The following is a 12,502-nucleotide window of genomic DNA, read 5'->3' as shown; positions in this document are numbered from 1 at the left end:
CCCCCGCTGTCGAGGAACTGGACGAGGAGACCGCGGAGTAGCGGTGCCGCGGTCCTCGTGGGTCCCCGTGTCCGGGGAGCGGGACGGCTCGGTCCCGCTCCCCGGACCGGGCGACCGGAGGTGGTCCGGTACGCGCGAGCGCGAGCTTTCGCTGGAGGAGGCGGAGCGGCGGGTCCGCGCCGAGGTGCGCGCCCTCGGCTGGAGTTCGCGGTACCGGGTGCTCGACGGCCGGGAGCCGACCGCCGTCCAGTGCGGCCTGTGGGACGCGGACGGTGCAGAGGTCCCCTACGGGCTCGGCGCGGGCAAGGGCCCGGGCGCGCCCGCGCGCGTCGGCGCGCAGTTCGAGGCCCTGGAGCACGCGTTCACCGGCCCCACCGTCCTGGAGTCCCTGCCGCTGCGGCTGGTCGACGCCGCCGACCTGGCCCGGGGCCCCTTCGCCGCCGACCGCGCGGTCCGCGACGTGGCCGCCCAGGACGACGCCCGGGTGGCCTGCGTGCGCCATGCCGCGCTCGACGGCGGACCACCCGTCGACGTCCCCGTGTTCCTGTGGGCGCCCTGGTACCCGCTGCCCACCGGAGAGGCGGCGCGGCTGCGCCGCGCCGTCGGCGACACCGCCGACTACGGATCGGCGATGTCCTACAGCGTCAACTCCGGCTGCGCCATCGGCGCCACCCGCGACGAGGCGCTCCTGCACGCCCTGAACGAGTGGGTGGAGCGCGACGCGTTCTCGCTGTTCCTCCTGGGCTGCGTCTACGACGGCGGTCCCGTGCCCGCACGCGTGCCCCGCGAGGCCCTGCCCGACTCCCTGCGCGCCCACCTGGACCGCGCCCGCGACCTCGTCGGCGGCCCCGTGGTCCTGCTCGACCTGACCACCGACCTCGGTGTCCCCGTGGTCATGGCCTACGCCCCCGATCGGCCGGGGAGGACCCCGGACCACCGCTACGGGCTCGGCGCCTCCCTGTCGGGCGAACTCGCCGTGGAGCGCGCCGTCACCGAGTTCGTCCAGGGCGAGCTGCTCGCCCGGGTCGTGGCCGAACAGTCGGCCTCACCGGAGCGCACGGGGCCCTTCGCCCAGCTCGTCGCCGATCACGACGTCGCCGAGGGGGTCCGGTCCCGGTTCGCCGGGCATCCCCGTCTCCTGGCCTGCGCCATGCTGGACTTCGCCGACCGGCTCGGCGAGGCGGCCCCGGCCGCGATTCCTCCCGAGACCGTTCCGCCGGGCACCGGCGTGGCCCTCCAGCGGGCCGCGGTCGTGGAACGGCTCTCCGGGGCCGGCCACCGCGTCGCGGCCCACCCGCTCCGGACCCTGGAACACGGAACGACGGTCGTGCAGGTCCAGTGCCCGGGCCTGGAGCGGTTCCACCTCGTCACCAAGGGCCTCCTGGCCCTTCCCGGCCGGCGGGGCCGTCGTCTCCGGAGGCGGGGCGGAGCGGGGTGAACGCCGTCCCGCCGCCGGCCGGGGCGGGTCAGGCGTCGCCGTGCTCGCGCAGCATGCGCAGCACCGCCTTCTCCACCTCGCCCTGGGTGGCGAGTTCTCCCGCGGGCACCTCCTTGCCCAGCTCCGGTAGCGACGGGGCGACCGTCACCCCCCGTTCGTGCAGCCGGAAGACCCGTGGATCGATGTAGGAGCTCCGGGCCACGGCCTCGGTGTTGCCCAGGTACTCGGCCACCTCGCGGACCACGTGGGTCCTCAGGCGCGCGAGGGCCCTGTCGTCGTCCGGGGGTACGGCCACCGCGAGTCCCACCGCGGCCAGCACCGTCGCGTGCCAGGTCCGGAACTCCTTGAGCGTGTGCTCCTCCCCGGTGATGTCCCGCAGGTAGGAGTTGAGGTCGTCGCTGGTCACGTCGTGCCAGTCGTCCCCGGCGCGGTAGGCGAACAGGTCCTGTCCCGGGGAGCGGACGCGCTGGAGCCCGGAGACCACCCGGCAGATCTCGGGTTCGGCGCACTCGACGTGGTGCTCCCTGCCCGACTTGCCCGGGAACTCGAACACGACCTTGTCCCCGGTGCGGTGGACGTGCTCGCGCAGCAGGCTCGCCACCCCGTAGGAGTCGTTCCGGGCGGCGTAGGTCTCCCCGCCCGCCCTCAGGAAACCCAGGTCGACCAGCCGGACGGCCGCCGCGAGGACGCGCTCGCGCACCAGTCCGCGACGGCGCAGATGCCCGGCCACCGTGTTCCTGATCCCGGGGAGCACCTCCGCGAAGTCGAGCATCCTGTCGTACTTGGCCTCCTCGCTCCTGCGCCGCCACTCCCGGTGGTAGACGTACTGGCGGCGGCCCGCGTCGTCGGTGCCGCACGCCTGGATGTGCCCCTCCGGAAAGGGGCAGATCCACACGTCGTGCCAGCCGGGCGGCACCACGAGTTCCTTGATGCGCCGTATCTCGTCGGGGTCGGTGACCGGCTTTCCCCGGGGGCCGTGGTAGCGGAAACCGCGTCCGCGCCGGATCCGGGTGATCCCCGGTTCGGCCGGGTCACTGCGCCGCAGCGTCATACCGCGCCCCCGTCACGGATACCCATGGGACCTCCTGGGGATGACGCCGGTCAGGACCGCTCCGTCCGGCGGTCGGGCGGCGGGCACTCCGCGCTCCCGGGTCCCGTGTCCGCGCCGGCCTCGTCCCCGGGGTTCGGGGCGCCCTCGGGACCGGCCCCCTCGGAGGCCCCGTCCCCTTCGGTGAGCCCGTCCAGACGGTCCTGGAGGAGCTCCAGCACCTCCATGCGGTCGGCGTGGCTCTGCTCGTAGCCGATCAGTTCGCGTACCTGTTCCTCTGACAGGGAGCGGACGCGTTCACGCAGTTCACCGACCGGCAGGTCGTCGTAGTCGGGAACGGGAGGTGTCGCCGCCGGCATGTCGCTCACCTGCGTTTCCTCTTCGGACGGTACGGACGTAGCCGCACAGCTACCCGTACACCGAGAGGGAAAACGGGGGCGGCGCCTCGTACGGCCCCCGCCGCGCGAAGCGCCGCCCCTTCGCCGGAGCCCGCGGGACCGGGGCACCGGGACGACACGCCTCCCCGGGCCCCGCCGGGACCCGCGGAGGGACGGTCCCTAGCCGTCGTTCTCGGCTCGGCGGCGGGCCACCTCGTAGAGGGACACTCCTGCGGCCACGGAGGCGTTCAGCGACTCCGCGTTGCCGATCGGGATGCTCGCGACCACGTCGCAGGTCTCGCGCACCAGGCGGGACAGGCCCCTGCCCTCCGAGCCCACCACGACCACCAGCGGGCCGGTGGCCAGCTCCAGGCCCGTGATCGGGGTGTCGCCCTCGGAGTCGAGGCCGACGACGAACAGGCCCGCCTTCTTGAAGACCTCCAGGGCCCGGGTCAGGTTGGTGGCCTGGGCCACGGGCAGCCGGGCCAGGGTGCCGGCGGAGGTCTTCCAGGTGGTCATGTTGACCCCGGCCGAGCGGCGCTCGGGGATGAGGAGTCCGTGCGCGCCGAACGCGGCGGCCGAACGCGCGATGGCGCCCAGGTTGTGCGGGTCGGTGACCCCGTCCAGGGCGACGACCAGCGGCGGGGTGTCGGACTCCAGCGCGTTGTCCAGCAGGCCCTCGGGAGTCCGGTACTGGTAGGGCCGCACCTGGAGCACGATCCCCTGGTGGGCGGCGCCGGGCTGCCCGTTGCTCTCGCAGCGGCGGTCGAGCTCGGTGCGGGTCACCTCGACCACGTCCACGCCCTGCTCGCCCGCGACCCGGGCGGCCTCGTTGACCCGCTCGTCGGGGTCGAGGCTGTTGGCCAGGAACAGGCGGGTGGCGGGCATCCCCGCACGCAGCGCCTCCACCACCGGGTTGCGTCCGACCAGCAGGTCGGAGCTGTCCGGGCGGCGACGGTCGGAACCCGGTCCGCCGCGCGGCTGGCCGTCGGAGGACTTGGCGCGCCGGGTGGCCTTGGCCCGCTGCTTGCCCTCGTACCAGTGCCGCTGCTCGGCGGGCAGGGTGCCGCTCTTGGCCTCCAGTGAACGGCGGTTCTTCCCGCCGCTGCCCTTGGTCGGGCCCTTCTTGTTCTTCTTCGCCGGCATGGTCGCCGCCTCCCCGTACGTATCGCGAACATGCCGGAGGCGCGGGGCGTCCGGCTGGTGGAATATCGCCGACCGGTGCGAACACGGCGGCAAACTCCCAGCCTAGCGCCGCCGTGTCACCACACGTGTCGGCTCAGCCTCGGCGCAGGTCCCAGCGAGGGCCCTGCGGGGTGTCCTCGACCACGATGCCCGCCTCGGTGAGCTGGTCGCGGATCGCGTCGGCCGCCGCGTAGTCCTTGCGCCCGCGGGCCGCCTGGCGCTGCTCCAGGGCGACCGCCACCAGGGCGTCGACGACCTCGCGCAGCCCCTGGTCGCCGTCGGCCCACTGCTCGCTGAGCGGGTCGAGGCCGAGGACGTCGAGCATGGTGCGCAGTTCGCCGGCGATCTCGGCGACCTTCTCCTTGCCTCCGGCGGCCAGCGCCGTGTTGCCCTCGCGGACGTGTCCGTGCACGACGGCGAGGGCCTGGGAGACCCCGAGGTCGTCGTTGAGCGCGGACGCGAACTCGGCGGGCACGTCGGCGGCGGGGGCGACCTCGCCCAGCACCTCGACGGCCCGGGTCAGGAAGCCCTCGATGCGCTGGTAGGCGGTGGCCGCCTCCTGGAGGGCCTCGTCGGAGTAGTCGATGGCGGAGCGGTAGTGCACGTGGCCGAGGTAGTAGCGCAGCTCGACGGGACGGACCTTGCGCACCATCTGCGGGATGAGCAGGGAGTTGCCCAGCGACTTGCTCATCTTCTCGCCGCCGACGACGAGCATCCCGTTGTGCAGCCAGTACTGGGCGAAGCCGTCGCCCGCGGCGCGGGACTGGGCGAGCTCGTTCTCGTGGTGCGGGAAGACCAGGTCCAGGCCGCCGCCGTGGATGTCGAAGCTGGGGCCCAGGTACTTGGTGGACATCGCCGAGCACTCCAGGTGCCAGCCGGGGCGGCCGCGTCCCCACGGGGTGTCCCAGCTGGGCTCCCCCGGCTTGGCGCCCTTCCAGAGGGCGAAGTCGCGGGGGTCGCGCTTGGCCCGGCCCGCGTCGGAGTCGGCCGACTCCACGACCTGGTCGGGGCGCTGGTTGGACAGCCCGCCGTAGGGCGGGTAGGAGCTCACGTCGAAGTAGACGTCGCCGGAGCCGTCGCCCGCGGCGTAGGCGTGGCCCGCGTCGATGAGGCGGTGCATGAGGTCGATCATCTCGGGCACGTGCCCGGTGGCCCGCGGCTCGACGGTGGGCGGCAGGCAGCCCAGGACCTCGTAGGCGTGGGTGAAGGCGCGCTGGTTGCGCTCGCTGACCTGCCACCAGGGCACGCCCTCGTCCGCCGCGACCCTGATGATCTTGTCGTCGATGTCGGTGACGTTGCGGCAGAAGGCGACGTCGTACCCCAGGTGCGTCAGCCAGCGGCGCAGGATGTCGAAGTTCACCCCGGACCGGATGTGTCCGATGTGCGGGGGTGCCTGCACCGTGGCACCGCACAGGTACAGGGAGGCGGATCCCTCGCGCAGGGGGACGAACTCGCGGACCTGTCGGGCACTGGTGTCATAGAAGCGCAGACTCACGTTGTCAAGCCTATCCGCTTTCCCCTCGCGCGGACGTCACAAACCAGGGACCGCGATCCCGAGGGAAGCCTTCGCGGACATCCCCAAGTGCATATATGTGATTAGCCGTATTCGGGCAACTGGGATGTGGGACAGCCCCGCCACACAGTTCGTCCTCCCCGATCCTCGGGTCACTATCTCCTGCATATCCCGACAGAACGACACAGAACGTCTTCAGGACGGCTCGTCTGGAAGCGGCCATAATCATCCGGAATCTCGTGTTCGCGTCACGGCCTCGACTACGCTGCGAAGGCGATGGCCCCTTACAACAACGCCCCCGAGTCAGGGACACGGGACGGTCGGCCCACGGCAGGTCGCGGTTCGGGAGCCGGTGCTCCCGTCGGTGGCGCCCTGTTCGTCGGCTTCATCGCCCTGTGCGCCCTCGTCATCTCCTACAACGGCATCTTCCGGTTCGCCGAGCACGGCGGCCACGAAGGCAGCTTCCTCGCCCACCTGTTCCCGGTGGCCTACACGCTGCTGCTGGCCATGGCGTGCTGGGTGAGCTACCTCCTGCGCGACGCGCACCCGCGTGAGCGGTTCTGGGTCGACCTGGCGCTGATCCCGCTCCTGGTCCTGTTCGCGGCCGCGGCGATGCTGCTGAACAACTTCCAGCTCATCGAGCGGGTGCACCAGGGGGTCGCCAACGTGATCGTGGCGGTGGCGCCGCTCGCGGGCCTGCTGGTGGCGTTCCTGCTGTGGATGGCCCTGCGCGCCCACACGCGCAGGCGGCGCCGCCGCGGGCCGGCCGCACGGTCGCGCCCGGCGGACGACCCCACCACGGTGCTGCACGCCCGTGCCGTGGTCCCCCCGGCGGAGACGCCCGCCTCGACCGCCCCTCCCGGGGAGGGGGAGGACGCGGCCGACCGGGACTGGGACTGGGAGAGGGACCGGTGGGACGACGGGACCGCCGCCACCGAACCGCTGCCCCGTGAGGACGCCCCCGAGCCCGAAGCCGGGCCAGGGGACACCACCGAGGCCGACGAGGACGCCTCCGGGACCGAGTCGGTGCCGGACGCGGTCCCCGAGCCGCAGGCCGGCGAGGACCGCCCGGAGTCCTCCGCTCCGGCCGCCTCCCTGCCCCGGCGCTCCCGGGTCGGGCACAACCCGATCAGACGGGCCGCCGAACAGGTCCCGGTGGTGCCCGGAGCGGCCGCGCCCGCCGGTTCCGGTCCGGAGCCGGTCGTGGTGGTACCGGACCACCTCGCCGACGAGGGTTTCGACCACGCGCCGCCGCCCGGTGATCCGGCCTCGGACGAGGCCGACGCCCCACCGGCCGGAGCTCCGGAGGCCCGGCCCGCACCGGAGCCCGCACGGGCCCCCGAACCGGATGCCGGGCGGGAGCCCGAGCCGGGGTCCCGGCCGGGACCGGGACCCGAGGAGCCGGAGTCCGAGGAGCCGGAGCCCGCCCCGTCCGCGCGGAACCGGAGCGGCTCCGGGACCGAACACGACCCGCCGCCGGAGGCCCCGGACGGAATCGGTGGGACCGGTGGGGCCGACGAGCCGGACGCCCCGCTCTGGGAGCCGCCCGAGGACGACTCCGACACCGGCGCCCGCGTCCTGTCGGACTACGTGCCGCCGGTGTGGACACCGCCGGAGGAGTCCCCGCCGCCCGTGGAGGAGTACCGGGAGCCGGAGACGACGCCCGCGCTGGACCACGACGTGGGCCCCGAGGTGCGTGCCGCGTTCCGGATCGGCGACATGCCCCCGGGCGCCGCGAGCCCCCCGGACGAGCCCGTCGGCGCCGCTCCGGAGCCCGGGGAGACGGAGGAGTCGGAGAAGGCGGAGATTCGCCAGGGGGACGAGGAGGAGCACGAGCCCCACGGTGACCACGTGGAGGCCTGGCCCCCGGAACCCGGAACCGGTTCCGAGCCCCTGCCCGAGGCGGAGGATCTCCCCTCCACCGGTGACGAGGACGAGGAGGGTGAGCGGGCCCCCGGGTCAGGCTCCGGGGGAGGCCCCCAGCCGATGCGGCGCGGGCCGCGGGCGCCGCTGGAGAAGCGCCCCATGGTGCTCAAGCCGCGCAGGCCGCCGGTCACGGACTTCGCGTCGGGCCCGCCGTCACGGCGGGTGCGCAGCGAGCCGCTCCGCCCGGACGAGTGACCGCACCGCTCAGCGGGCGGCGGGCGACGGCGCGACGTGGTCGGTGCGCCCGGCGCGGGTGATCGCGATCCCGGCGGTCCCGCCTCGGCGGATGTCGAGGCGGACGACCGCTGACGGGTGGTCCCCGGTGCGATGACGGCCCCGGGGCGGCCGTTGACGGGCATCGGGACCTCGCCGCGTCGCTCCCGTGCACGTAGCCATGCCGTCTGTACGGCGTCCCCGGCACCGTGAGGGGAGGTCCGTCAGTCCGCGGGAGCGCACAGGGCCGTCGCGACGGCCGCGATGCCCTCCCCGCGGCCGGTGAGGCCCAGGCCGTCGGTCGTGGTCGCCGACACGCTCACGGACGCTCCCACGGCCTCTGAGAGCGCCTTCTCGGCCTCCGCGCGCCTCGGGGCGAACTTGGGGCGGTTGCTGATGATCTGGACGGCCACGTTGCCGATCTCGAAGCCGGCCGCGCGCACGCGTGCGGCGGTCTCGGTCAGCAGGGCGGCGCCGGAGGCGCCCTTCCACCGCGGGTCCGCAGTACCGAAGTTGGACCCGAGGTCCCCCAGTCCGCACGCGGACAGCAACGCGTCGCACGCGGCGTGAGCGGCGACATCGCCGTCGGAATGGCCGCTGACACCCTCTTCTCCCGGCCATTCCAAACCAGCGAGGAAAAGTGTGCGCTCAGGAGAAAACGGGTGGACGTCGGTTCCGACGCCCACCCGAGGCATTTTCGTCATGAATTACGTGATTCCGAGACCGGGATTCAGTTCGTGAGAACCTCGTCGAGGAGGGCCTCGGCCTTGTCCTCGTTGGTCTTTTCGGCGAGAGCGAGTTCGCTGACCAGGATCTGTCGCGCCTTGGCGAGCATCCGCTTCTCGCCGGCGGACAGACCGCGCTCCTTGTCCCGCCTCCACAGGTCCCGGACCACTTCGGCGACCTTGTTGACGTCGCCCGACGCCAACTTCTCCAAGTTGGCCTTGTAGCGCCTGGACCAGTTGGTGGGCTCTTCGGTGTGTGGTGCGCGAAGCACCTCGAAGACCTTGTCCAGGCCCTCCTGCCCCACCACGTCGCGAACGCCGACGTCCTCGGCGTTCGCGGCCGGCACACGCACCGTCAGATCGCCCTTGTCGACCCTCAGAACGAGGTAGGTTCTGTCCTCGCCCTTAATGGTGCGAGTCTCGATCGCTTCAATACGAGCAGCCCCATGATGGGGGTAGACAACAGTGTCGCCGACCTTGAAAGCCATGTGACAGGTACCCCTTCCGCTACCACAAGGATACCATGAATCTGTGACTTAACGTACCTATTAGGTTTGCGAACACGCAGGTCAGGCCACGCTTTTCAGGGCTTGACAAAGTCTACCCGAAGTCGGCCGCGTACCTGGTCAGGCCCTGTGCGGAAGGGCTTCCGAGGCCGTGGCCGCCCCTTCGGGAGGGCCCGGGCGCGGGCCCTTCCGGGGGTTCACGAAGGCACCGGAGCGACGGATATCACGACACCGCGTCACCCCGGACACACGGCCCCGGAGACGGTCACGGAACCCCGCCGGTCCGGCGCGAAAGAGGGGTCGCGCACGAACCGCGGTCACCCTTCCGGGTCGTAGTCCTCCCGTTTCTCTCCCGTCACCATGTAGACGAGGTTGTCGGCGACGTGCACCGCGTGGTCACCGAAGCGTTCGTAGAACCGGCCGACCAGGGTGACGTCCATGGTGGCCTCCACCCCGTACTCCCATCCGGGGGAGAGGATGCGCTGCAGCAGCTTGCGGCGCAGCCGGTCCATCGTGTCGTCGTCCTTGTCCAGCTCCAGAGCGGTGTCCGGGTCGCGCCCCGTGATGACCTCACCGGCCTTCGTCACCAGCAGTTCCGCCTGGTGCCCCATCTCCAGCACGATCGACCTGACCGGCTTGGGGATCGCCGAGTCCGGGTGCCGCCGCCTCGCGATCTTGGCCAGGTGGACGGCGTGGTCGCCCATCCGCTCCAGGTCGCCGCGCATGTACAGCGAGGTGATGATGGTCCGCAGGTCCGAGGCGACCGGCTGCTGCCGCGCCATCAGGCTGAAGGCGGTGTCCTCGATGTCCTGGTCGAGTCGGTTGATCGCCTCGTCACCGGAGATGACCTCCTGGGCCGCGTCCAGGTCACTGTCCAGCAGCGCCGTGGTCGCGCGAGCGACGGCGTGCCGGGCGAGCCGTGTCATCTCGACGAGGCGCTCGCTCAGGCTGTCAAGGTCGTCGTGGTAGGTATCTCGCATGGCGTCAATGCTCCCAGTGGTTGTTTGAAGGATCGGCCAAGATTCGGTGAACGATGGAAGAAGCTCGGTTATGTCACATGCCCCGACCGGGTAAATATCCCCTCCGCACGTTTACGATCGAAACGTGCAAGGAGAACTTCTCGCCGCTGTGACCGGCATCATCGGACTCGTTGTGGGCGTCGTCATCGGCGTTCTCGCCGGGGCCCTCTTCCGTACGGGCGCCACCTCGCGGCAGGCGCCACCGCCGGAGCGCCGGGACGGCAGCACGCTTCCGCCCGGTATCGCCGAGGTGCTCTCCGCGCTTCCCTCCTCCGCCGTGGTGCTGGACTCCGCCGACAGGGTCCTGCGCGCCTCCTCCGCCGCGCGTGCCTTCGGCATCGTCCGGGGCGAGGAACTGGTGATCAGTGAGCTCCTGGCCCTGGCCCGGCAGGTGCGGCGGGACGGCGTCATCCGGGAGACCGACATCGAGGTGGCCGTACGCAAGTTCGGTCCCGACGCCACGTCCTTCGCCGTACGGGTGGCCCCCCTGGGGGGAACCGGGCTGGTGCTGGTCCTGGCCGAGGACCAGACCGAACACCGACGCCTGGAGGCGGTGCGCCGCGACTTCGTCGCCAACATCTCGCATGAACTGAAGACCCCGGTGGGCGCCCTGTCCTTGTTGGCGGAAACGGTACAGGACGCCAGTGACGACCCGGAAGCCGTGCGTCGCTTCACCGAGCGCATGCAGACCGAGGCCTCCCGGCTGACCGCCGTCATCCAGGACCTCATCACGCTCTCCCGCATCCAGGGCGCCGAGCCGATGACCGCACCCACCCGGGTCGACCTCGGACCCGTCGTGGAGGAGGCGCTGGACTCGGTGCGGATGCCCGCGGACGCCAAGGGGATCGAACTGGTCGGCAGCGGCGCCGAGGGCGTCACGGTCCTGGGCGACGAGGGGCTGCTGGGCACGGCCCTGCGCAACCTGGTCGCGAACGCCGTGGCCTACAGCCCCAAGAACACCCGGGTCGCCGTGTCGGTCGGGGTCACCAGGTCCAGCGTGGACATCAGCGTCGCCGACCAGGGCATCGGGATCCCGCAGCAGGACCTGGAAAGGATCTTCGAGCGGTTCTACCGTGTGGACGCCGCTCGGAGCCGGGCCACCGGGGGTACCGGTCTGGGCCTGGCGATCGTCAAGCACATCATGACCCACCACCGTGGAGAAGTGACCGTGTGGAGCAAGGAGGGGTCCGGGTCGACGTTCACTCTGCGTCTGCCCAGACCTGAGAGCCGGGGGCCCGAGGCCGCCCGGAACACCGACCGTCAGGAGGCGGCACAGTGACGCGTGTACTCGTTGTCGAGGACGAGGAATCCTACAGCGACGCCCTGTCGTACATGCTCCGCAAGGAGGGCTTCGAGGTCGCCGTGGCGTCCACCGGGACCGTGGCGTTGGAGACCTTCGACCGTACCGGGGCCGACCTGGTGCTGCTGGACCTGATGCTGCCCGGGCTGTCCGGCACCGAGGTGTGCCGGACCCTGCGGCAGAAGTCCAACGTCCCCGTGATCATGCTGACCGCCAAGGACTCCGAGATCGACAAGGTCGTCGGTCTGGAACTGGGCGCCGACGACTACGTGACCAAGCCCTTCTCCTCCCGCGAACTGGTCGCGCGTATCCGCGCGGTGCTGCGCCGCCGGGGCGAGGAGGAGGTCGTGCTGCCCGCCGCCCTGGAGGCCGGTCCCGTCCGCATGGACGTGGAGCGGCACGTGGTGACGGTGCGCGGCGACAACGTGCAGCTCCCCCTGAAGGAGTTCGAGCTGCTGGAGGTGCTCCTGCGCAACGCCGGGCGGGTGCTCACCCGGATGCAGCTCATCGACCGCGTGTGGGGCGCCGACTACGTCGGTGACACCAAGACCCTCGACGTGCACGTCAAGCGGCTGCGCGCGAAGATCGAGGAGGACCCCGGCAGCCCGAGGTACATCGTGACCGTGCGCGGCCTCGGCTACAAGTTCGAGCCGGTGACCGTCGAGGTCTGAGGGGCACGGGATCTCCTCTCCGGGGCTCCCCCTCTCCACCGGTTGATCCCGTGTCCCGGGCCGTGGCGCCGACCGCAGCCCGGGACACGCGCCGTCCGGGGCCCGTGGGCCGCCGACGACCCGAAGGCCGGGCCGGGTCAGGCCTCCAGGATGACGGTGAAGGGTCCCTCGTTGGTGAGGGCGACCGACATCTTCGCGCCGAACACCCCCGTGGCGACCTCTGCGCCCAGCTCCCGCAACTCCTTGACGACCGCGTCCACGAGGGGCTCGGCGACGGGCCCGGGGGCGGCGGCCTGCCAGGTGGGGCGGCGGCCCTTGCGCGCGTCGCCGTAGAGCGTGAACTGGCTGACCACGAGCAGCGGCGCACCGGTGTCGGAGCACGAGCGCTCGTCCTCCAGGATCCGCAGCGTCCACAGCTTCCTGGCGATCCTGGCCGCCTCCGCGGCGGTGTCGGTGTGGGTCACCCCCACCAGCGCCGCCAGACCGGGCTCGGTGATCCGTCCGACCACCTCGCCGTCCACCGTCACCGACGCGTGCGACACCCGCTGCACGACCGCGCGCATGGTTCCTCCCTCGTGTTG

At 72.0% G+C, this 12,502-nt stretch carries 12 protein-coding genes; 4 read left to right on the top strand and 8 right to left on the bottom strand.

Annotation, left to right across the window (positions count from 1 at the left end; all coding sequences use genetic code 11):
* Positions 1–43 precede the first annotated feature (43 nt).
* Positions 44–1,438, top strand: a complete 1,395-nt coding sequence (locus tag FYX01_RS12060) for a YcaO-like family protein (RefSeq protein ID WP_150240617.1) — start codon at positions 44–46, stop codon at positions 1,436–1,438.
* A 28-nt stretch (positions 1,439–1,466) separates the two neighbouring features.
* On the opposite strand, the gene FYX01_RS12055 is transcribed toward FYX01_RS12060, so the two are convergent.
* The 4 genes from FYX01_RS12055 to cysS all read right to left on the bottom strand — a co-directional run bounded on the left by FYX01_RS12055 (position 1,467) and on the right by cysS (position 5,543).
* A complete protein-coding gene (locus FYX01_RS12055; RefSeq protein WP_150240615.1) occupies positions 1,467–2,489 on the bottom strand; it encodes a DNA topoisomerase IB in 1,023 nt (340 codons plus the stop codon).
* Between the two features lie 50 nt (positions 2,490–2,539).
* Positions 2,540–2,845 (bottom strand): DUF8129 domain-containing protein, encoded by a 306-nt coding sequence (locus FYX01_RS12050; protein ID WP_150240767.1) that lies wholly within the window; start codon positions 2,843–2,845, stop codon positions 2,540–2,542.
* Between the two features lie 198 nt (positions 2,846–3,043).
* The gene (rlmB, locus tag FYX01_RS12045; RefSeq protein WP_150240613.1) at positions 3,044–4,009 is read right to left on the bottom strand and encodes a 23S rRNA (guanosine(2251)-2'-O)-methyltransferase RlmB; all 966 of its coding nucleotides are present in this window, start codon (positions 4,007–4,009) and stop codon (positions 3,044–3,046) included.
* A gap of 133 nt (positions 4,010–4,142) precedes the next feature.
* Positions 4,143–5,543 (bottom strand): cysteine--tRNA ligase, encoded by a 1,401-nt coding sequence (gene cysS / locus FYX01_RS12040; RefSeq protein WP_150240611.1) that lies wholly within the window; start codon positions 5,541–5,543, stop codon positions 4,143–4,145.
* 294 nt (positions 5,544–5,837) lie between these two features.
* Here cysS and FYX01_RS12035 point away from each other — a divergent pair, with 294 nt between their 5' ends.
* Positions 5,838–7,682 (top strand): DUF2637 domain-containing protein, encoded by a 1,845-nt coding sequence (locus FYX01_RS12035; RefSeq protein ID WP_150240609.1) that lies wholly within the window; start codon positions 5,838–5,840, stop codon positions 7,680–7,682.
* Positions 7,683–7,924: 242 nt separating this feature from the next.
* On the opposite strand, the gene ispF is transcribed toward FYX01_RS12035, so the two are convergent.
* From ispF to phoU, 3 genes are all read right to left on the bottom strand, one after another.
* Complete coding sequence (gene ispF, locus FYX01_RS12030; RefSeq protein ID WP_190394290.1) at positions 7,925–8,395, bottom strand: 2-C-methyl-D-erythritol 2,4-cyclodiphosphate synthase; 471 nt, start codon at positions 8,393–8,395, stop codon at positions 7,925–7,927.
* 35 nt (positions 8,396–8,430) lie between these two features.
* On the bottom strand, positions 8,431–8,913 hold the full coding sequence (locus FYX01_RS12025) for a CarD family transcriptional regulator (protein ID WP_026129182.1): 483 nt from the start codon (positions 8,911–8,913) through the stop codon (positions 8,431–8,433).
* A 335-nt stretch (positions 8,914–9,248) separates the two neighbouring features.
* Positions 9,249–9,911, bottom strand: coding sequence for a phosphate signaling complex protein PhoU (gene phoU, locus FYX01_RS12020; RefSeq protein WP_150240605.1), 663 nt, complete (start codon positions 9,909–9,911; stop codon positions 9,249–9,251).
* A 124-nt stretch (positions 9,912–10,035) separates the two neighbouring features.
* Between phoU and FYX01_RS12015 the strand changes: the two genes are divergently transcribed.
* Positions 10,036–11,229 (top strand): sensor histidine kinase, encoded by a 1,194-nt coding sequence (locus FYX01_RS12015; RefSeq protein WP_150240603.1) that lies wholly within the window; start codon positions 10,036–10,038, stop codon positions 11,227–11,229.
* Positions 11,226–11,921, top strand: coding sequence for a response regulator transcription factor (locus FYX01_RS12010; RefSeq protein WP_150240601.1), 696 nt, complete (start codon positions 11,226–11,228; stop codon positions 11,919–11,921). The genes FYX01_RS12015 and FYX01_RS12010 overlap by 4 nt, the downstream gene beginning before the upstream one ends.
* Positions 11,922–12,058: 137 nt before the next feature.
* Here FYX01_RS12010 and dtd read toward each other — a convergent pair whose 3' ends face one another.
* Positions 12,059–12,484: a D-aminoacyl-tRNA deacylase gene (dtd, locus tag FYX01_RS12005; RefSeq protein WP_150240598.1), complete on the bottom strand. Its 426-nt coding sequence runs from the start codon at positions 12,482–12,484 to the stop codon at positions 12,059–12,061.
* Between the last annotated feature and the right edge of the window lie 18 nt (positions 12,485–12,502).

The sequence above is a fragment of the Nocardiopsis quinghaiensis genome, assembly GCF_008638365.1.
GTDB lineage: Bacteria > Actinomycetota > Actinomycetes > Streptosporangiales > Streptosporangiaceae > Nocardiopsis > Nocardiopsis quinghaiensis.
Note: the sequence above shows the minus strand (reverse complement) of the source record. Positions and strands in the feature narration are given on the sequence as shown.